16 protein-coding genes and 1 pseudogene are annotated in these 19,012 nt (G+C 72.6%); 8 read left to right on the top strand and 9 right to left on the bottom strand.

Features of this window, described 5'->3' with window-relative positions; all coding sequences use genetic code 11:
• Positions 1-140: 140 nt before the first annotated feature.
• Positions 141-1,484: a M64 family metallopeptidase gene (locus ACFVYL_RS37405; RefSeq protein ID WP_389724644.1), complete on the bottom strand. Its 1,344-nt coding sequence runs from the start codon at positions 1,482-1,484 to the stop codon at positions 141-143.
• Positions 1,485-1,662: 178 nt separating this feature from the next.
• Here ACFVYL_RS37405 and ACFVYL_RS37410 point away from each other — a divergent pair, with 178 nt between their 5' ends.
• From ACFVYL_RS37410 to ACFVYL_RS37430, 5 genes are all read left to right on the top strand, one after another.
• Complete coding sequence (locus tag ACFVYL_RS37410) at positions 1,663-3,057, top strand: helix-turn-helix domain-containing protein (protein ID WP_389724647.1); 1,395 nt, start codon at positions 1,663-1,665, stop codon at positions 3,055-3,057.
• A 187-nt stretch (positions 3,058-3,244) separates the two neighbouring features.
• Positions 3,245-4,228, top strand: a complete 984-nt coding sequence (locus ACFVYL_RS37415) for a hypothetical protein (RefSeq protein ID WP_389724649.1) — start codon at positions 3,245-3,247, stop codon at positions 4,226-4,228.
• Positions 4,229-4,398: 170 nt separating this feature from the next.
• A complete protein-coding gene (locus ACFVYL_RS37420; protein ID WP_389724652.1) occupies positions 4,399-5,574 on the top strand; it encodes an NAD(P)/FAD-dependent oxidoreductase in 1,176 nt (391 codons plus the stop codon).
• A 55-nt stretch (positions 5,575-5,629) separates the two neighbouring features.
• Positions 5,630-7,021 (top strand): 2-oxoadipate dioxygenase/decarboxylase family protein, encoded by a 1,392-nt coding sequence (locus tag ACFVYL_RS37425; RefSeq protein WP_389724655.1) that lies wholly within the window; start codon positions 5,630-5,632, stop codon positions 7,019-7,021.
• Positions 7,018-8,544: an aldehyde dehydrogenase family protein gene (locus ACFVYL_RS37430; protein ID WP_389724658.1), complete on the top strand. Its 1,527-nt coding sequence runs from the start codon at positions 7,018-7,020 to the stop codon at positions 8,542-8,544. The genes ACFVYL_RS37425 and ACFVYL_RS37430 overlap by 4 nt, the downstream gene beginning before the upstream one ends.
• Positions 8,545-8,556: 12 nt before the next feature.
• On the opposite strand, the gene ACFVYL_RS37435 is transcribed toward ACFVYL_RS37430, so the two are convergent.
• From ACFVYL_RS37435 to ACFVYL_RS37450, 4 genes are all read right to left on the bottom strand, one after another.
• On the bottom strand, positions 8,557-10,281 hold the full coding sequence (locus tag ACFVYL_RS37435; protein WP_389724661.1) for an acyl-CoA dehydrogenase family protein: 1,725 nt from the start codon (positions 10,279-10,281) through the stop codon (positions 8,557-8,559).
• A 112-nt stretch (positions 10,282-10,393) separates the two neighbouring features.
• Positions 10,394-10,957 carry a PadR family transcriptional regulator gene (locus ACFVYL_RS37440; protein ID WP_389724664.1) on the bottom strand — a complete coding sequence of 188 codons (564 nt, stop codon included), beginning with the start codon at positions 10,955-10,957 and terminating at the stop codon, positions 10,394-10,396.
• Positions 10,958-11,019: 62 nt separating this feature from the next.
• Positions 11,020-11,964, bottom strand: a complete 945-nt coding sequence (locus ACFVYL_RS37445) for an SMP-30/gluconolactonase/LRE family protein (RefSeq protein WP_389724667.1) — start codon at positions 11,962-11,964, stop codon at positions 11,020-11,022.
• A 127-nt stretch (positions 11,965-12,091) separates the two neighbouring features.
• On the bottom strand, positions 12,092-12,583 hold the full coding sequence (locus ACFVYL_RS37450; protein ID WP_389724670.1) for an RrF2 family transcriptional regulator: 492 nt from the start codon (positions 12,581-12,583) through the stop codon (positions 12,092-12,094).
• 124 nt (positions 12,584-12,707) lie between these two features.
• On the opposite strand from ACFVYL_RS37450, the gene ACFVYL_RS37455 reads away from it, so the two are divergent.
• Positions 12,708-13,448 (top strand): SDR family oxidoreductase, encoded by a 741-nt coding sequence (locus tag ACFVYL_RS37455; RefSeq protein WP_389724673.1) that lies wholly within the window; start codon positions 12,708-12,710, stop codon positions 13,446-13,448.
• 18 nt (positions 13,449-13,466) lie between these two features.
• Here the strand turns inward: ACFVYL_RS37455 and ACFVYL_RS37460 are convergent, their stop codons facing one another.
• Complete coding sequence (locus ACFVYL_RS37460; protein WP_389724676.1) at positions 13,467-13,937, bottom strand: peroxiredoxin; 471 nt, start codon at positions 13,935-13,937, stop codon at positions 13,467-13,469.
• A gap of 198 nt (positions 13,938-14,135) precedes the next feature.
• Here ACFVYL_RS37460 and ACFVYL_RS37465 point away from each other — a divergent pair, with 198 nt between their 5' ends.
• Positions 14,136-16,421, top strand: coding sequence for an FUSC family protein (locus ACFVYL_RS37465; protein WP_389724679.1), 2,286 nt, complete (start codon positions 14,136-14,138; stop codon positions 16,419-16,421).
• A 16-nt stretch (positions 16,422-16,437) separates the two neighbouring features.
• Here ACFVYL_RS37465 and ACFVYL_RS37470 read toward each other — a convergent pair whose 3' ends face one another.
• The 3 genes from ACFVYL_RS37470 to ACFVYL_RS37480 all read right to left on the bottom strand — a co-directional run bounded on the left by ACFVYL_RS37470 (position 16,438) and on the right by ACFVYL_RS37480 (position 18,619).
• Positions 16,438-16,977: a hypothetical protein gene (locus ACFVYL_RS37470; protein WP_389724681.1), complete on the bottom strand. Its 540-nt coding sequence runs from the start codon at positions 16,975-16,977 to the stop codon at positions 16,438-16,440.
• Between the two features lie 63 nt (positions 16,978-17,040).
• A complete protein-coding gene (locus tag ACFVYL_RS37475) occupies positions 17,041-18,057 on the bottom strand; it encodes a CU044_5270 family protein (protein ID WP_389724684.1) in 1,017 nt (338 codons plus the stop codon).
• A complete protein-coding gene (locus tag ACFVYL_RS37480) occupies positions 18,047-18,619 on the bottom strand; it encodes an RNA polymerase sigma factor (protein WP_389724687.1) in 573 nt (190 codons plus the stop codon). Before ACFVYL_RS37480 ends, ACFVYL_RS37475 begins: the two co-directional genes overlap by 11 nt.
• A 193-nt stretch (positions 18,620-18,812) precedes the next feature.
• On the opposite strand from ACFVYL_RS37480, the pseudogene ACFVYL_RS37485 reads away from it, so the two are divergent.
• Positions 18,813-19,012: pseudogene (locus ACFVYL_RS37485) on the top strand (cbb3-type cytochrome c oxidase subunit I); the annotation flags it as partial.

The following is a 19,012-nucleotide window of genomic DNA, read 5'->3' on the forward strand; positions in this document are numbered from 1 at the left end:
GGGTACCGGGCGTACCGGGATGAGCCCGACAACGCGGCGAGCGTGCGTGCCAGGCGCCGCGAGGCAGACGGGAGTTTGACGACAGGGCCCAGGCCGCCCCGTCATGCGCGACGGGGCGGCCCGGGGAGCGCTTCAGCCGGTCAGCGTCGGACCCGCCACGTGAGCGAGTCGGTCAGCAGGGTGCGCAGTTGCGGGTCGCGGACCGCGTCGGTCGGGTCCGTGGCGCGGACCGTCACTGTGTGCGTACGTCCGTCGCCCGGCACCCCGAGGGCGCGCGGCGTCACCGTGGCGTCTCCCCTGGCCGCCCTGGCCTCGCGGCCGTCGACGCTCCAGCGCAGTGTGATGCCGTGCGCCACCCGCACGCGGACCTTGTCGTCGCGCCGGACCGCTCGGTCGGTGGGCGTCTCGGCGGTGACCACGGACGCGTGCCTGTGGAAGCCCGCGATCATGGCCTCGCGTCCGGGCAGGTTGAAGGCGCGGCCGAGCGTGCGCATGATCGAGTCCGCGGTCGGGCGGTAGAGGCCGCGCGGGTAGTAGCCGCCGCCCTCGTAGGCGCCGACGGTGCCGCCGTCCGGTGAGGTCCGGCCGATCCACCGGTACCACTTCTTCTTCTGCGCGGTGAGCTGGGCGGCCGTCAGCTTGCTGATGTTGGCTTCCCAGGGCTCGGCGCCGGTGTAGGTGCCGTACTCGTCGTACCAGTACTCGTCGGCCAGCTTGCCCAGCGAGTGGCCGGTCTCGTGGACGGCGACCTGGTCGGACTGGGCGTTGTCGGAGGAGGCGGTGGCGATGCCGTCGTAGCCGGACGGGGAGGTGATGTCGTTGTAGCCCGCGCCGCCGTACTTGGTGGAGTTGGCGAGGACGATGACGAGGTCGGGGTCCGCGGCCTTCTTCGCGTACGACTCGACCTTGTTGGTGTCGACGCACAGCAGGCGCTCGATGCCGTCGCAGAAGAAGGCGGAACCGAGCGCGGTGTCCTTGACCGTGGTGTTCGTCGGGTCGCCGGAGACGCCGGACTGCCGCGAGACCGCGTCGACGGCCCAGACGTTGAAGAGGCTCTTGTACGAGGCGTACGGCTCGACGGCGGAGATCTTCGCCCACTTGGCGCGCACGTCGGCGTGGAAGTCCCCCTGCTGCGACGCGGTGTAGCCGTCGCCGATGAAGACGACGTCGAGCTTGGTGGCGGTCGGGCCCGCCTGCACGATCGGGACGACGTCGCCGTCGCCCTTGATCTGCGCGCGCTCGCTCGGGGAGAGCTCGGGCGATGCGGGCACTTCGGTGTGCCGGGGGTGGGCGCCGGGCCCGGTGAAGTACTCGACGTGCTGGGCCTGTCGGGCGGCCGGTTCCGGATCCGCCGCGGTGGCCGTGCCCGCGGGGCCGGTGGCGACGGCCACCGCTGTGACGGCGATGCCCGCGGAGAGGGCGATGCGCAGCGGCGTGCGTCTGGCACGGCCGGGGGTGCCGGATATTCGGTGCGTGGGGGGCATGGGCGTCCTTCCGAAGTCCGCGATATAAATGGCGGGTTAAGCAGAGTTAAGGCGCGGATCAACGTAGAGGTTGTCGGGGCGCCAGGCAATGGGTGTGCGACAAGTTGTCTCTTGGGTAGACGAGTTCTCGCCGCCCCTCGTTCGGCGGTGGCGTGGTGTGACGTACGGAGAGGCAGCGGTGGCGCAGAACGTTTCCCGGGAGGGCGCACGCCCCGACGATCCGGCCGCGATCGGGCGGCGCGTCCTGCGGTTGCGCGGTGAACGCGGTCTGACGCAGAAGCAGTTGGCGGAGCCCGCCTACACGCCCGCCTACGTCTCCACCCTTGAGTCGGGGAAGGTGCGGCCCTCCGAGGCCGCGCTGCGGCACCTCGCCGAACGCCTCGGCGTCAGCTACGAAGAGCTGGCCACGGGCCGCCCCGCCCACCTGGCCGCCGGACTGCGCCTGCGGCTGACCGACGCCCGGCGCGCCCTGGCCACCGGAGCGCCCGAAGACGCCGCCGCGCTCTTTCACACGCTGCACGAGGAAGCCGTCGAGCACGGCCTCGCGCAGGAGCAGGCCGACGCGCTCCTCGGCCTCGGCGACTGCCTCCTGGAGGCCGGTGAACTCACCGCCGCCCGGGACCGGTTCGCCGCGGCGGAACGGCTGCTCGCCGACGAGCCGCTGCCGCGCCGCGTACCGGCCGTACGGGGCCGCGCCACCGCCCACCTGCTCACCGGTGAACTGCGCTACGCCTGCTACCTCTTGGAGAGCACCCTCGACGAACTCGACGCCGCCGGACTGCACGACCCCGAGGCCCTGCTGCTCCTCTACACGGCGTCCATCGCCCCCTACATGGACATGGGTGCGCACGCGCGGGCCGCGCACGCCGCCGAGCTGGCGCTCGCGCTCGCCCCGCGCGTCGACGACCCGGCGCTGGTCGCGGGCATGCACCGCGGGGTGGCCCGTACGCTCATCGCCGAGGGCCGCATCGCCGAGGCCGACGCGTCCCTAGCCAAGGCCCAGGAGCTCTACCGCCAGCTGCACATCCGCACCGAACTCGCGCACTGCCACTGGATGCGCGGCTATGTGCATGCCCAAGACGGCGATCTGGAGCGGGCCGAGAGCGAGCTGCGCACGGCCCACGACATCCTCGCCGCCAAACGGGCCGCGCTCTTCGCCGAACAGGTGGAGGTCGAGCTGGCCGACGTGCTGCGGCGGCGCGGCAAGACCGGCGAGGCGGAGGCGCTGCTGCGGCCGTTGCTCACCCCGGGCGCCGACGAGGGCGGCGCCGGGGCGCTCGGCGCCGGACGCGGGGCGGTCCACGCGGGTGGCGCGCACCGGCTGCTCGGGCTGATCGCCGAGGAGCGGGGCGACACGGAGCGCGCAGAGGAGCACTACTGCGCGGCACTGTCCCTGCTCGAACGCTCCAGCGCTGTGGGGGACTTGGCGGACCTCTGCCGACTCCTGGGCGACCTGTTGCGCCGCACCGGCCGGGTGGAGGCCGCGATGGACGCGTACCGCACCGGTCTCGGACACCGGGCCGCTCCCGGCACGACCACGCTGGGGCCCGCGCCCGCCACTCCCCCGATGTGAGCCCGGGGCGCACGTCGCCACGGCAGCCATGACAGCCACGGCCACCGCAGTGCACATAGACCACCGCAGTGCACATAAAGATGTAGGGCCATTTCATCCCGGGCTACGACTGCCGTGACCGCGTGGGCGCAGAGGATGGTGCGTATCCCCTGCCCCACCGGAATCAAGCCGTACCGAGGAGAAGCACATGGCCGGCCCCCGCCCCCGTACTCCCTCTCCCCCCTCGCGCGTCGCCGCACTCGGGCGGGCGCTGGGCGGTGGTCTCGTCATGGGCGTGGCGCTCGGTGCGGGGACGACGGTGGGGCCCGTGCTCGCCGACGCCGTCGGACTCACCGGGTTCGCGGCGAGGCTCGTCCCTGCCGCCCTGGTCAGCATCGTCGCCGTACCGCTCGTCGTGCTCGCGGTGCGCCGCAGGGGCGGCTCCCTCAAGACCATCGGGTTCGGCGGGCCGCGCGAGAGCCTGTGGGCCCTGCTGGTGGGGGCGGGCGTGACGTTGGGCGCCGCGGTGCTCGTGCTCGGCGCGGGGACGGCCGCCGGACTGCTGCGCTGGTCGCGCCCCGACCTGCCGGAACTCGCCGGATTCCTGGTGACGAACGGCGTGGTCGCGCTGCTGCTTGAGGCCCTGCCCGAGGAGGCGACGCTGCGCGGCCACACGTGGACGTCCCTGCGCGGCCGGTTCGGCGGCGTGGCCTCGGCGCTCGGCACGACGGCCGTCTTTCTGGTCGTGCCCGGTCTGTCGACGGTGACGGAGGCCGCTGTCGCACCCCTCGTCGGTGCGCAGGCCGGCCCTGTCGGCTTCGCGCCCGGCGGGCAGAACCCCGTCGACTATTCGATCCTGCTTGCCGTGTTCGGCCTGATGCTCGTCGCGGCCCGTACGGCGGTACGGCGCGCCCCGCTGTGCACCGGCATCGGAGCGCATCTGGCCTTCCTGACCGTGAACCGGGTCGTTTTCGAAGGCGATCGGCGCGGCGCGGGCTGGTCCGTGGAGCTGTCGTCCCCGGACGTGGAGCTCCTCGTGCCGGTGTATCTGCTCGTCGCCACCGCCGGGTTCGTGGTGTGGCGGAGGCTGGGCCGAGGGCGTGGGGAGGGCCGTGCGACCCTGCCGGGCGTCCCGGCGGCGGATCACCTGGCTCGGAGCCTCGATCCGGCGCGTCCCGGCCGCATGGGCTGATCGCCACACGGTCTGATCCCGGCCGTCGCGCTGACGGCTCATGGACGACGGCGGGCGGCGTGCTGCACCATGGCGGGCAGACAGCTGTTCAGCGTTCCCCGCCACGCCATGACAGCCCAGGCCACAGCCTGGAAGGGAGCGGCCACTTGGCCTCCTCACCGTCCCCTCCGATGCCGTCGTCCGGTACGTACCGCACGCTTCCCGCCACCGCCGGCGTCGTGATCGTCGGTGGTGGTGTGATGGGGGCGAGCATCGCGTTCCACCTCGCCGAGGCAGGCGTACGCGGCATCGTCGTCGTCGAGCGCGGCGAACTGGCCGGGGGCAGCTCGGGCAAGCCCATCGGAGGCGTCCGGGCGCAGTTCTCCGATCCGCTCAACATCGAACTGGGCCACCGCAGTCTGCGCGCCTTCCACGATTTCCCGGACCGTCCCGGCGCGGCCATCGGCCTTGACACCGTCGGCTATCTCTTCCTGCTCACCAGCGCCTCCCAGACGGTGGAGTTCGAGGAGAGCGTGCGGACGCAGAACGGTCTCGGCGTCCCCAGCCGCATGGTCGGCCCCCGCGAGGCCCGTGCGCTCTGTCCCTACGTGAGGACCGAGGGCCTGGTGGCCGCCGCTTACTCCCCCGCCGACGGTCATGCACGGCCCGCGCTGGTCGTCCGCGGGTACGCGCGTGCCGCGGCGCGGGCCGGTGCTGTCTTCGCGACGCACACCACCGTCACCGGCATGGATACCGCCGGGGACCGCGTGACCGTCGTGCACACCGACCGCGGCCCGGTGGCCTGCTCGGCCGTCATCTGCGCCGCCGGTGCCTGGTCCGCCCGGATCGGCTCCATGGCGGGTGTCGGGCTCCCGGTGCGGCCGCTGCGGCGCCAACTCGCCTTCACCGTCCCGCTGATGCCCGCCACGCCGCGCATACCCTTCACGATCGACTTCGCGTCCTCGGCCTACTTCCACAACAGCGACGACGGGCTGCTCCTCGGCCTCGCCGACCCCGCCCAGAGCGAGGGTTTCGACACCACGTGGACGCCGGACTGGCTGGAGCTGTTCCGCGAGGCCGCCAGGGAGCGGGCCCCCGCCCTCGCGGAGATGGAGACATCCGGGGGCTGGGCGGGCCTCTACGAGGTCACGCCGGACCACAACGCGCTGATCGGTCGCGCCGTCGCACCGGTCAACTTCCTTTACGCGACGGGCTTTTCGGGCCACGGGTTCCTGCAGGCACCCGCGGTGGGCGAGATCGTCCGCGATCTCTTCCTGGACCGGCGGCCGTGCGTCGACGTCACGCCGCTGAGCGCCGACCGCTTCCGTTCCGGGGCCGAGAGCCGTCCGGAGGCCCATGTGGTGTGAGCGCCCGCCCGTCAGTCCCCACCGGATCTCACCGCACCGAAAGGACCGTGTGCCGATGCTCGGGCAGTGGCAACTGCGTGCCGCGTTCGCCGCGAGGCTCTCGCGGATGTACGGGCGGGAGGTCCCCGCGTACGCGACGCTGGTGGACGTCTGCCGCGAGGTCAACGAGGACGTCCTGCGTGCGCGGGGCTCCGACGCCGAACGCCTGGGGACCATCGGCCGCGTCACCGCCGAACGGCACGGCGCCATCCGGGTCGGCACCCCCGGGGAACTGCGGCAGGTCGCCCGCGTCTTCGGCGCCCTCGGCATGCGTCCCGTCGGCTTCTACGACCTGCGTGAGACCGCCGCCAGCGCGCTTCCCATCGTGTCGACCGCGTTCCGCCCGGTGGCCGAGGACGAGCTGGCCCGCAGCCCGTTCCGGGTCTTCACCTCCCTGCTCACCGTGTCGGACCCCCGCTTCTTCGACGCGGACCTGCGCGCACGTCTGACCGCGTTCCTCGCCGGCCGCGAGCTGTTCGGACCGGAGCTCCTCGCGCTCGCCGACCGCGCCGAGGCGGAGCGGGAACTGTCCGAGGCGGACGCCGAACGCTTCCTCGAACTGGCCGTGCGCGCCTTCGAGTTGTCCGCCGAACCCATCGACAGGGACTGGTACGCGGCCCTGGAGCGGGTCTCCGCCGTCGCCGCGGACATCGGCGGCGTACGCAGCACCCACATCAACCACCTGACCCCGCGTGTCCTGGACATCGACGAGCTCTACCGGCGCATGACCGAGCGCGGCATCGAGATGATCGACACCATTCAGGGGCCGCCGCGCTGGACGGGGCCGGACGTCCTGCTGCGCCAGACCTCCTTCCGGGCGCTCGCCGAACCGCGGGCCCTGCGCGCCCCGGACGGCCGCGTGACCCGCGGCGCGCTGCGGGTGCGCTTCGGCGAGGTCGAGGCCCGCGGCATCGCGCTGACCCGCGAAGGCCGCGCCCTCTACGACCGGCTGCTCACGCTCGTCGACGAGGAAGCCGCCCACCGGTCCCCCGCCGACCGCGCCGCCGTCGCCCGCTCCGTGTGGACCCGCCACCTCCCGCCGACCGAACACGGCCTTGCCGCCGCGGGGCTCGGCTTCTTCACCTACCACGCCGTCCCCGGCCGCCCCGCGGACGGCACCCGCCCACCCGCCGGCCTCCGCGGGCTCCTGGACGGTGGCTGGCTGCGCGCCGAGCCGATCGTGTACGAGGACTTCCTGCCCCGGTCGGCCGCCGGAATCTTCCAGTCCAACCTCAGCGAGGCAGGGTCCAGGAACAGCGGCCGGGAAGGCAGCGCGTACGACGCCGACCGGCTCTCCGGAGCGATGGACCGGGACGTCCTTGACCCCTTCACGCTCTACGAGCGGCAGCGAGACCGCTCCCTCGCCCAGGTACCCCGCGCACTACGCCCCCAGGGAGCAGCCTCATGAGCATCGTCCCGCCCTCCACCGACGAGCTGCGCACCCGCGCCCGCGCCGGACTCGCCCGCATCGGCGTCGACGTCCCCGATGGCCATGCCCTGCGGGCCCGCACCCCCGTCACCGGCGAGGACCTCTTCGGCCTGGCCGCCACGGACGCGGCCGGCACCGAGGAGGCGCTCACCGCGGCCCACGCGGCCTTCCTCGTCTGGCGCACCACCCCGGCACCGCGCCGGGGCGAACTGGTGCGCCGCCTCGGCGAGTTGCTGCGCGAGAACAAGGACGACCTGGCAGAGCTGATCACCATCGAGGCGGGCAAGATCCGCTCCGAGTCGCTCGGCGAGGTCCAGGAGATGATCGACATCTGTGACTTCGCCGTCGGTCTGTCGCGGCAGCTCTACGGACGCACCATCGCCTCGGAGCGCCCGGGGCACCGCCTGGCGGAGACCTGGCATCCGCTGGGCGTCGTCGGGGTCATCTCCGCGTTCAACTTCCCTGCCGCCGTGTGGTCGTGGAACACCGCGGTCGCGCTGGCCTGCGGCGACACCGTCGTGTGGAAGCCGTCGGAACTCACCCCGCTCGTCTCCCTGGCCTGTGACCGGCTGCTCGCCCGGGCCGCCGACGACGTCGGGGCGCCCCGCGACGTGCACCGGCTGCTGCTCGGCGGCCGGGCCGTCGGGGAACAGCTCGTGGACGACCCCCGGGTCACACTGGTCAGCGCCACGGGGTCGACCCGCATGGGGCGCGAGGTCGGCCCGCGCGTCGCCGCCCGCTTCGGCCGCTGTCTGCTCGAACTCGGCGGCAACAACGCGGCGGTCGTGGCGCCCTCCGCCGACCTGGACCTCGCCGTGCAGGGCATCGTGTTCGCCGCGGTCGGCACAGCGGGGCAGCGGTGCACGACGCTGCGGCGCCTCATCGTGCACCGCGACATCGCCGACACCCTCGTGGGCCGGCTCACCGCCGCGTACCAGAAGCTGGCCATCGGCGAGCCCTTCGACGACGCCACACTGGTCGGCCCGCTCATCTCCGCGCGGGCCCTTGACGGCATGCGCGGCGCGCTCGACCGCGTGCGCGGCGAGGGCGGCGAGCTCATCGCGGGCGGCGCCCGCCGCCCTGCCGAGGGCGCACCGCACGCCGCGTACGTCGAACCGGCCGTGGTACGCGTCGGCCGGCAGAGCGACATCGTCCGCGAGGAGACCTTCGCGCCCCTGCTGTACGTGATGGCGTACGACACGTTCGACGAGGCGATCGCCCTGCACAACGACGTGCCGCAGGGCCTCTCGTCGAGCATCTTCACCCGCGACCAGCAGGAGGCGGAGCGGTTCCTCTCCGCGGAGGGTTCCGACTGCGGCATCGCCAACGTGAACATCGGGACGTCGGGCGCGGAGATCGGGGGTGCGTTCGGCGGGGAGAAGGAGACCGGCGGTGGCCGCGAGTCGGGCTCCGACGCGTGGCGCGCCTACATGCGCTCGGCCACCAACACGGTCAACTACTCCGGCCGGCTCTCCCTCGCCCAGAACGTCAGCTTCGGCTGAAGCTGTCCGCCGTCACGGCGCCATCTCGTACGCACCGGCCAGCGCCTCCACGCGCTCCCAGACCCGCGCGGAGCGGGCTTCATCGACGACCGGACGCCGGACCGCACCCAGCGCCCAGCTCTGCTGCTCGGCGGTGGCGGAGTCCTTGCCGTGCAGCTCGACGGCGTGCGCGGAGAAGTCCCGTACGAGGACGGCGAAGAGTTCGTCGAGCACGTCCTGGTCGAGGCCGGTGAGGCGCGCCTGCTCCAGGATCAGCTGGCCGTGCACCACGAGCGCGAACAGCTGGCCGACGGCGAGGAGCAGGTCGAGGTCGCGACTCTGCTTCTCGTCGGGGGCGGCGGTGGTGACGAACTCGCAGAGCGCGTCGGCCTGTTCGCGCAAGCGGGCGACGTTGGGCACCTCGGCGTACGCGTCGTAGGCGGCGCGCCAGTCGTGGAAGCGGATGGCGCCCAGGCCGCGGGCCGCTCCCTGCCGGAAGAGGAAGTCGTCGTCGGCCGCGTCCAGGCGGGTCGGCACGGGCTCGTACCCGGCCGGGTTCAGCAGGTGGTTGCCCATGAACTTGAGGATCAGCGCGAGGTTGACGTGGACCGTCCCCTCCAGCTTCGGCAGGCCGCGGATCTCGACGGCCGCCTGCGCGAAGTAGTTGTCCTTCTCGAAGCCCTTGGCCGCGATGACGTCCCACATCAGGTCGATGACCTTCTCGCCCTCCGTGGTCACCTTCATCTTCGTCATGGGGTTGAAGAGGAGGTAGCGGCGGTCGTCGGGGCCCGCGGAGCGGAAGTAGTCGACGGCGCGGTCGCTGAAGAGCTTCATCCCGACGAGACGGACGTACGCGTCGGTCAGCTCGCGGCGCACGTGCGGGAAGGCGGTGACGGGGCGGCCGTAGAGGATGCGGCCCGTGGCGTGGGTGACGGCCTCGTACATCGCGTGCTCGCAGATGCCGATGGAGGCGGTGCAGAGGTTGAACTTGCCGACGTTGACGGTGTTGAGCGCGGCGTCGAAGGCGGCGCGGCCGGTGTGCAGGACGTCGTCGGGGCCCACGGGATAGTTCTCCAGGCGGAACTCGCTGACGTACTTGGAGGAGTCGACGACGTTCTTGACCAGGTGGTACGCCTCGTGGCGGCTGTCGGCGGCGAAGAAGACGTAGCCGTCGGGTCCCTCGATGTCGGTGCGGCGGCCGAAGACGGAGACGAGACCGGCGGCGTTGCCGTTGCCGATGTAGTACTTGGAGCCGGTCGCGCGGAAGCCGCCGTCACCGTCCGGTTCGAGGAGCATGTCGGTGGAGTAGATGTCGGCGCCGTGGGTCTTCTCGGAGAGGCCGAACGCGAACACCTCGCCCTGGTCGAGGAGTTCGGCCGCGCGGGCGCGGGCCGCGGCGTTGTCGCTCTGCCAGACCGGGCCGAGCCCGAGGATGGTGACCTGCCACGCGTACCAGTAGTCGAGGCCGTAGAAGCCGAAGATCTCGTTGAGCGCCGCGATCCGGGCGGTGTCCCAGCGCTTGTCGTCCTGTCCCTCCCCCGCGGCACGGGCCGGGGTGAGGAAGGTCGCGAAGAGGCCTTCCTCGGCGGAGAACGCGAGGAAGTCCGCGAGCCAGGCGCGGGAGCGGTAGTCCTCGATCAGCCTGCGCTTGCCGCGCGCCTCAAACCAGTCGACGGTGGCGCGCAGCAGCCTGCGGGTCTCCGGGTCGAAGTGGGTCGGGTCGTAGGTGTGCGGGTTGAACAGCAGCTGGTCGGCCATGGTCGGTCGCCTTTCCGGCTCGGGAGTGGGGAGGGAGGGGTGGCTGGGAGTGGCGGGCTGGGTGGAGCGGGCGGGAGGTACGGGCCGCGCCGGGCGGGCCGGGAGGGCCGGTTCAGCGTTCGGGAGCGAGCCGGTGGAGGGTGGCGATCACGTCGTCGAGCCAGGCGAGCGTCATGCGTTCGTACGCGATGCCGCCGCGCAGCACGACGTGCTGGAGCTCCCGCCCGGCGTCGGGCGCATCCGGCACCGGCGCGTCGGGTCCGGTGAAGTCGCGCAGTTCTCCGGCGAGGTAGTGCGCGAGCCGGTCGGCGTGTGCCCGGCGGTGCCGCTCCACCTCGTGGATCAGCGTGGCCGGGTCGTCGAAGGCCGCGCCACGGATCTTCACGGCGAGCTCGTGCCGGACGCTCTCGGGTTCGATCGGCTCCTGCAGCCACTGGGAGAGGGCCGTACGCCCGAGGGCGTCGACGGAGTACTCCTTCTTGTCCGGCCGGTCCTGCTGCGCCACCTCGCGGGCGCCGATCCAGCCGTCGCTCTCCATGCGTTTGAGCACGCGGTAGATCTGCTGGTGCGTGGCGGCCCAGAAGTAGCCGATGGACCGGTCGAACCGCCGGGCCAGTTCGTATCCGGAGCCCGGCTTCTCCAGCAGTGAGACGAGGATCGCGTGCTCAAGCGCCATGCCCGAATCCTTCTATGCAACTAGTTGCATAAACAAGCCGTGCCGGGCAGGTGAGACGCGGCTCACCCGGGCGAAGTGCCAGCTCCCCGCTCGGCACCGGCGGGCACTTCGTAGATCCGTCCGTCGACACCGGCCCGGTAGAGCCTGCCCGCCGAGAACCCCTGCGCGCCGCGCCCGTAAGCGACTTGAGTGGAGAGGTGCAGTCCGGACGCGACGGCACACAGGCGCCCTTCCTCGACCCGCCAGATCTGCCCCGCCGCGTGGGTCGCGATCAGTGGCCTCCCCCGGCCGTCGAGGGTGATCCCGTCGGGGAGGGCGAGAGCGTCGGCGAGTGCCGTGGAGACCCAGCGCACCGGGTGGGCGGGATCGTCGGCCGGGATGCGGTAGAGGCCGGGCGCGACGGTGGTCTGGATGACGTAGACGTACGCGCCGTCCGGGGAGACGGCGACGCCGTTGGGCTGTCCCACCCGGGCCCAGGCGGGGTCGACCTGCCCGTCCGGTGTGACGCGGCCGATGTTCCGGCCGCCCAGAGTCGTGGTGTACACGGTCCCGTCGGGCGCGAGCGCGACGCCGTCGATGCCGCCGAGCCCCGAGGCGTACGGGGTGACCTCGCCGGACTCCGGATCCACCAGGAGCAGCTTCGACACCGGGAGGGCGTCGCCGGTGAGCGAGTGGGCGAGGTCGTTGCCGGTACCGACGAGGAGACGGCCGTCCGGGCGCACCACGATCCCGCCGTTGGCACCCACGTTCCCGGTGAGGGGCACGGGCGTGCCGCCCGGTGCGTCAACGCGGTAGACGCGGCCGGTGAAGTACGCGGTGGCGAACATTCGGCCCCGCCGGTCGACGGCGATCGACTCGACCCAGTCGGGGAGGTGCGCCACCTGCTTCGGCGGCGCCGAGGCGGGGGCCGAGCAGGCCGGTGCCGCCGTTGCGGAGGCAGGTGCGAGCGCCCCCGCAGCCGCGGCCAGTGCCACCGCGGACGCGATGCCGCTCCCCCGCCCGCGCAAGACTCCGCGGCACCTCCCGCTCACCTTCGACTGCATCGGTCCCCCTCCGTCGCCTGGCCACCCGGACCGGCGAAGTATGGGGCGCGGGACTCCGCCGCGCCACCCCGCCCCACCCTTCTCGGCCGCCTCAGCCGCCGGAGGTACTCGGCGAGTTGAGCCATTCGCCGATGCGGGGCAGGGCCTCGGGACCGCTGTCGCGCCGCACCGAACCGACGAGGTCGGCGATGGAAACCCCCCGGAGGGAGGCGCGCCAGGCCGCGTCGGCGGCGCCCATCGCGCGGGCGATGGGGCACGCCTTCATGCACTCCTCGGGTGGTGTCCCGAACGGGCCGCGCTGCCGGATCTCGGTGCAGGTGAACGCCGGGGTTGACCCGTCGACCGCCTGGACCACGTCCAGGACCGTGATCTCGGTGGCGGTTCTGGTCAGGACGTACCCGCCGGTCTTGCCCTGGACGGACTTGACGAGACCGGCCCGGGAGAGGGCCTGGAGTTGCTTGGCGAGGTAGCTGGGTGAGACGTCGTGCAGTTCGGCGAGGCGGGCGGCCGGGACCGGTTCGGTCGCCGCGGTCAGCACCACACAGCAGTGCAGCGCCCACTCGACGCCGCCGGACAGTTTCATACGCGCTCCCGTTTAACTCGGACACAGAGTATCCGAGTATTATCTCGGACTTCGGATATCCGAGTTTGCGAAGCGGGGGCTCTCGGATCTCGCAACGGCATTCGGCTCACAGAAGGGCTCGATCATGAGGATCACGGTCATCGGCGGCACCGGACTGATCGGTTCGCAGCTCGTCACCAAGCTCCGCGAGGCAGGTCACGAGGCGGTCCCCTCGTCCCGGTCGACCGGCGTCGACCTGCTCACCGGCGCGGGGCTCGCCGCGGCGCTCGACGGCGCGGACACGGTGGTCAACGTGTCGAACTCGCCCACCTTCGACGAGGCCTCGCCGGAGTTCTTCCGCACCACCACGGGGAACCTGCTGGCCGCCGGCGAGCGCGCGGGCGTCCGTCACCAGGTGATTCTGTCCATCGTCGGCGTCGACCAGGTGCCGCAGCTGGACCACTACCGCGCGAAGACGCTCCAGGAGGAGCTGCTGCGCCAGGGGCCCACCCCGTACTCGATCGTGCGCGCCACGCAGTTCTTCGAGTTCATGGACACGGTGCTGTCCTGGACCGCCGACGACGACACCGTGCGGCTGCCCGCCACGCCCATCCAGCCCATCGCCACGGCCGACGTGGTCGCCGCCCTCGCCGACGTCACCACCGACACACCGCTGGGCGGCACGCTCGACGTCGCGGGACCCAACGTCTTCCGCCTGGACGAGCTGGGCCGCCTCACCCTGTCGGCCCGGGGCGACGCCCGTGCCGTCGTCACCGACGAGAAGGCGGGCATGTTCGCCGCCGTCGACGGCGACGTGCTGACCGCGGGCCCCGGCGCCCGTCTGGCGCCGACCCGCTACGAGGAATGGCTGGGCGCCGCCCGGTAGGGCCCGGGGCCCGCGGGGTCAGCGCTCCGCGAGGCGGCGTACGGCGGTCAGCGCGCGGTCGGCGTGTGCGCTCATGCGCAGTTCGCTGCGGACCACTTCGGCGACGGCACGGTCCTGGCCGATCACGAAGGTGGCGCGCTTCGTCGGCGCCAGGGAGAAGCCGCGCGCCACGCCGAACCGGCCGCGCACCACGCCCTCGGGATCCGAGAGCAACGGGAACCCGAGGGTGTGCCGCTGCGTGAACTCCCGCTGCCGCTCGACCGCGTCGCCACTGATCCCCACGGGCCGCGCCCCGGCGGCCGCGAACTCGGCCGCCAGATCACGGAAGTGGCAGGCCTCGGCCGTACAGCCGGGCGAGAGCGCCGCGGGGTAGAAGAACAGCACCACCGGGCCGTCCCCGAGGAGTTCGGAGAGCCGGCGCTGTGTGCCGGTCTCGTCCGGCAGCGAGAAGTCCTCGACGGTGTCACCGACCGCCACGCGCGCCGTCATGCCCGGCTCCCCTGCGACGTACGGTCCATCGGCGACACGATGCCTCCTCGGGTGGCGGGAGCAAAACCCTAGTCGATGAGTCGAGCCGCCCCGCCGACAGCCCTCCCGACCAGCTTTGATCTCTCGAAATGCGAGCGTGCGATGCTGGGGCACACGCCGGGAGGGCACCGAGAGAGCGACGGGGAGTACGGCATCACGATGGCAGTGGCACGACGGACAGCGAAGGGCGTCTGGGACCGTTATTCGGCCTCCGACCCTGGACTCCTGCGACTCATGGCGGGGCTGCGCACGGTCGGGGCGATCCTCCTCGCTCTCGCCGTGCTCGCGCCGCTCGGCACGTCGGTGACCCATCTCGTCGCGGGCGCGATGACGGCCATGGTCGCCACGTTCGCGATCCAGGAGAAGGAGGTCCGAGGGCAGGCGATCACGCTGGCGCTCGGCCTTCCGGTGGCTCTCGCCGCGATAGCGCTGGGGGCCGTGCTCAACCACCGCGTGGTGGCCGGGGACGCCTTCTTCATCCTCCTGATCTTCGGCGCCGTCTACTCGCGGCGGTTCGGCGACCGGGGCACCGCGCTCGGCCTGATCGGCTTCCAGGTCTACTTCGTCTCGCTCTTCGTGAGCGCGTCCACCTCGGCGCTGCCGGGGCTCTTCCTGACGCTGACGATCGCCTTCGCGTGCAGCGCGGTCGTGCGGTTCGCCATCGTGCCGGAGACGCCGGAGCGCACGCTGGCGCGGCTGCGCGAGGCGTTCCGGGCCCGGCTCGCCCAGCTGATCGCTCACCAGATCGAGCTCCTGGACGCCGACTCCGCCGACGGCCCGGAGAAGGCCCTGGACGACCTGCGGCGCAGCACCGCCCGGCTGCACGAGGCCGCGCTGATGATCCAGGGCCGCCTGGAGGAGGGCACCCGCGACGCGGCCGCGGCGGCGCTGCTGCAGCGCAGGGTGGCCGACGCGGAGATCGCCGCGGAGCGCCTCGGCGTCCTGCTGCTCAACGCGCGCAGCGCCGAACGCGTGGAGACCCTCACCCTGCACCTGCCGAGCGCCTCCGTCCCGCTCACGCGGCGCGGCCGGATCGGTCCGGACGCGGGCACCGCGCTGCGCAGGGACCTGCAGGCCCTGCACCTGCTCGTGGTGCGCCTGGTCCCCGACGACCGCGGCACGGCGCTCCCGTACGTACGCAACAGGCTGCTCGGCTACCGCGAGGAGCAGGGCCTGCCCCAGGGTTCGCCCGCGATCCAGGACTGCTTCCGCGCGATCGGCGAGGCGGCCCGCGCCATCCTGGGCCTGCGCCTGGCGACCGACGGGGCACCGGACGAGGAGTACGACAGCCCGGAAGCCATGCGTTCCCGCGAGGAGTTCGCGGCGGAGGAGATCTCGATATCCGGCGAGGCCGCGGCGGCGGCCGAGGAGGAACCCACCGGGTTGCGGCGACCCACCACCAGGGCGGCCGTGCAGGTCTCGGTGGGCTCGGCACTTGCCATCGTCGGCGGCGAGTTCCTGTCCACGCAGCGGTGGTACTGGGCGGTCCTGACCTGCTGGGTGGTCTTCCTCAACACAGCGTCCACGGGCGAGATCATGGTCAAGGGCTACCGCCGCCTGCTCGGCACGGTGCTCGGCGTGGTGGCCGGGGTGGCGCTGGCCGGCGCCGTCGGGAACCACACGTGGGCCGCGTTCGCCCTCGTCGTCCTGTGCGTCTTCGGGATGTTCTTCACCGCGCCCCTGTCCTACGCGCTGATGTCCTTCTTCGTCACGGCGATGCTGGGCCTGCTCTACACCCTGCTCAACACCTACAGCCTCGACGTCCTCGTGCTGCGGATCGAGGAGACCGCGCTCGGCGCGGCGTGCGGGATCATCGCGGCCGTCCTGGTGCTTCCGGTGCGCACGTCGCACCGGACCGACGAGGAGCTCGGCACCGTCCTCGCCCGGCTGCGGGACGTCGTGTCGGCGGCGGTGGCCCAGCTGAGCGGCGGGCCCGCGATCGACCTCGTGGACCTGGCGCGGGACCTGGACACCGCCCTGGACGACCTGCGCAGCTCCACGAAGCCGTTGACGCATCCGATCGCGCCGCTGCGGGCCCGGCGACAGACGGCCCGCTACATCGTCGCGCTCCTGGAGACGTGCGCCTACCACGCCCGTTCGCTGGCGGCGACGGCCGAGTTGGTGCCGTCGAGCAAGAGCGTCGCGGCCGACGCCCGCCTCGCGCTGGCGGGCCGTCGGATCACGCACAACATCGACCTGATCGCCGCGCGGGTGCGCGACGAGGAGGCCGACGGCACCATCGAGTCGGGGGCCAGCATCGCCGCGATGCTGGACAGCGGCGGCCACGAGGTGCTGCGGACCGGATCGGTGGCGTTCCGCGTGCTGCGCCATCTGCAGCGGCTCGACGAGGGCATCGTCGGCCTGGCCCGACCGCTCGGGGTGCCGCTCGCGGTGCCCGAGGAGAGCGGCGCGGCGCGCGCCGCCTCAGGAACGCGGGGGTCCTGAGCACGCCGGCGGGGCGTCACCCCTCGCGCAGTTCCTCGACGACCTCGCGCAGCACCGGCGCCGGAATGTCCGGCAGCAGCATCGCGAAGGCCAGCACGACCTTCCCGAGCAGGAACGTGGTGTCCGGTGTCCTGCGCACGATCTCCTGGACGGCCGCCACGTTCTGGGCCGCGACGGCTTCCAGGAGCTCTCCCGCGTCCGGCCCCGCACCGTCCTCCGTGCGGACGGACCGGTCGCCGAAGTCGGCCCGCCGCACCAGGTGCCGCAGCACCCGGTCGCCCGCCTCGGGCAGATACGCCTTGCGTACGCCTTCGTTGGCGATCCAGCACAGCGCGGAGATCAGATCGGCGGTCTGTTCGTCGGCGTCGAACTCCGCGACGAGAGCGTCGTACGCGATCTGGTTGCCGTGCCGGAACGCAAGGAGCAGTCGCGCCGCCCGCGCCTTGGCCTCGGCCACCTGCGTCTCGGACGCCTGCTCTCCGGACACGCGCGCGTGCGGCACCTGGGTGCCAGCTACTTCGACCCGATCGCCCGATTCCTGCTTGTTTACGCCCATCTGCCACATGTTAACGATCAACGTGCCGGGGTCTTCAAGACCCCACGCCCCACAAGGGCAAGGTCAACGCATCCAGGCGCTGTACGACATGACCTTCCCGGCCCTCACGCCATAGGTGCGGTCGTTCCTGGTGACCGTGTGCTCAAGGCCGAGCACGGTGCCGTCCGCCGGGTCCAGGATCAGCATCCGCCGCAGGCCGTCGCTCTCGTGCACGTACGCCTGGCCGCCGCGGCCCAGCCGGTCGGTGACCGCGCCCGCCGGGCGCAGGCCTTCGGCGTCGGCGAGTACGCGGGCCAGTGCCGCGCTCTCGCGGGCCCCCGGTGTCCAGTGGCGCAGGAACATCGCGACGGCGTCCAGGAGTTCGCCGGTGCGGGCGATCGGGGCGCGGTCGCCCGGGTGGCTGAGCTCGGCCAGGTAGGTGCGGAGCGCTCCGGGCGTGTGCGGGGGACGGGACTGCGGCGGGGCGGTTCCCCGGCTCGGGGGGTAGGTGCGGTCGCTGAGAACCTTGCCGTCGTGGACGGTGCGCGGACCGTCGTCGCCGTCGGTGATGACCGGCTCGCCGGGGCGGCGGGGGTCGGTGGCCACGACGAGTTCGGTGTGGCTGCCGTCGGCGTGCCAGCTGGTCACGCGCTCCTCGGGCAGCGTCACGGGCGCGGTGGAGCCGGGCCCCGAGCGGATGGCAAGGCTCCACGTCTGTACGTGCGTGCCCTTGCGCAGCCGAAGGGCCCCCTCGGCCGACGCCAATGCCGCAGCCCGGTCCGCGATCCGGTCGAGCGTCACCGGCGTGGATCCCGCCCGGAGGGCGAGGGGGCGGGGGGCCGCGGCGGCAGCGGGCGCGCCGCTCGACCCCGCGAGGACGAGGGCCAGCGCGGCCGCCACGGCGAGCGAGACCATCTCGATGCCCCAGACCAGGCGGCGCACTTGGCGTGCGGGGCGCTGCCGGGCGCCCTGCCTGCCGTGCAGGAGCTGGTTCAACTGCCGCTGCGCGTGCGGGGGCAGCGGCCGGTCGCGGAACCGGGGGTCGTCGCCGGGTACGGGGTCGGCGCCGCGCAGGAGGGCGAGTTCGTCGTCATGTGCCATGGCCGTGGTCCTCCGGAACGGTGGCGCGGGTCGCTTCAGGGGCGGGCCGTGCGGCCGGTGCGGGCCGCATGCGGTCGATCTCGGTTCTGAGCCGGCGGCGGGCCCGGTGCAGCCTCATGGCCGCCGCCCGGGTGCCGCAGCCGAGCGCGGTCGCGAGCTCCTCGGTGTCCAGTTCCTCCCAGGCCGTCAGGCGCAGCACCTCCTGGTCGGACGCGGAGAGCAGGTTCAGGGCCTCGTGCACCCAGTCCCCCGGGCGTCCGGCCTCCGGGCCCGCCACCACGTTCCTGCGGTGCCGGCTCTCGTCGTTGCCGAGCCGCTCGACGAGGCGTCGGCGACGCCCGTATCCGCGGACCGCGTTCGCCAGACAGCGCCGCGCTATCCCGTACAGCCAGGGCAGGGGGGACGGTGGCAGGTCGGCGCGGCGCCGCCAGGCGACGGCGAACACGTCGGCCACCACCTCCTCGGTGTCGTTCGTCGGGCCGCCGAGCCGCCGTGCCACGTAGCGGCTGACCGCCCAGTAGTGCTCGCGATAGGCAGCGGCGAAGGTTTCGTCGTCGCTCACGGTTACGAAGTGTCCGGCATCGCCGCGATCGTCACACCGGCGGGGTGTGATCCATGTCGCTCTGTGCACCTGTCACAGATCGGCGGTCGCCGGACACAGGAGGGGCATGGACAGCAACACCGTGGTGCCGCCACCCGCGCGCGCCTCAGACTCCCTTTCCGTGCCCGTGCGTTCGGCGCCCCGGCCCCGCCGCCCCGGACATGCCGTCGTCAAGTGGTTCACCACGACCGACCACAAGACGATCGGCACGCTGTATCTGGTCACGTCGTTCGCGTTCTTCTGCATCGGCGGTGTGCTTGCGCTCTTCATGCGCGCCGAACTCGCCCGCCCGGGTACGCAGATCATGTCGAACGAGCAGTTCAACCAGGCGTTCACGATGCACGGCACGATCAT

It is taken from the genome of Streptomyces sp. NPDC058308 (assembly GCF_042880275.1).
Classification (GTDB): Bacteria; Actinomycetota; Actinomycetes; order Streptomycetales; family Streptomycetaceae; genus Streptomyces.

What these genes read in the sequence shown, in the direction of transcription:
- ACFVYL_RS37405 (WP_389724644.1), bottom strand. Translation starts at nt 1,484, where the DNA reads ATGCCCCCCACGCACCGAATATCCGGCACCCCCGGCCGTGCCAGACGC.
- ACFVYL_RS37415 (WP_389724649.1), top strand. Translation starts at nt 3,245, where the DNA reads ATGGCCGGCCCCCGCCCCCGTACTCCCTCTCCCCCCTCGCGCGTCGCC.
- ACFVYL_RS37420 (WP_389724652.1), top strand. Translation starts at nt 4,399, where the DNA reads ATGCCGTCGTCCGGTACGTACCGCACGCTTCCCGCCACCGCCGGCGTC.
- ACFVYL_RS37425 (WP_389724655.1), top strand. Translation starts at nt 5,630, where the DNA reads ATGCTCGGGCAGTGGCAACTGCGTGCCGCGTTCGCCGCGAGGCTCTCG.
- ACFVYL_RS37430 (WP_389724658.1), top strand. Translation starts at nt 7,018, where the DNA reads ATGAGCATCGTCCCGCCCTCCACCGACGAGCTGCGCACCCGCGCCCGC.
- ACFVYL_RS37435 (WP_389724661.1), bottom strand. Translation starts at nt 10,281, where the DNA reads ATGGCCGACCAGCTGCTGTTCAACCCGCACACCTACGACCCGACCCAC.
- ACFVYL_RS37440 (WP_389724664.1), bottom strand. Translation starts at nt 10,957, where the DNA reads ATGGCGCTTGAGCACGCGATCCTCGTCTCACTGCTGGAGAAGCCGGGC.
- ACFVYL_RS37450 (WP_389724670.1), bottom strand. Translation starts at nt 12,583, where the DNA reads ATGAAACTGTCCGGCGGCGTCGAGTGGGCGCTGCACTGCTGTGTGGTG.
- ACFVYL_RS37455 (WP_389724673.1), top strand. Translation starts at nt 12,708, where the DNA reads ATGAGGATCACGGTCATCGGCGGCACCGGACTGATCGGTTCGCAGCTC.
- ACFVYL_RS37460 (WP_389724676.1), bottom strand. Translation starts at nt 13,937, where the DNA reads ATGACGGCGCGCGTGGCGGTCGGTGACACCGTCGAGGACTTCTCGCTG.
- ACFVYL_RS37465 (WP_389724679.1), top strand. Translation starts at nt 14,136, where the DNA reads ATGGCAGTGGCACGACGGACAGCGAAGGGCGTCTGGGACCGTTATTCG.
- ACFVYL_RS37470 (WP_389724681.1), bottom strand. Translation starts at nt 16,977, where the DNA reads ATGGGCGTAAACAAGCAGGAATCGGGCGATCGGGTCGAAGTAGCTGGC.
- ACFVYL_RS37475 (WP_389724684.1), bottom strand. Translation starts at nt 18,057, where the DNA reads ATGGCACATGACGACGAACTCGCCCTCCTGCGCGGCGCCGACCCCGTA.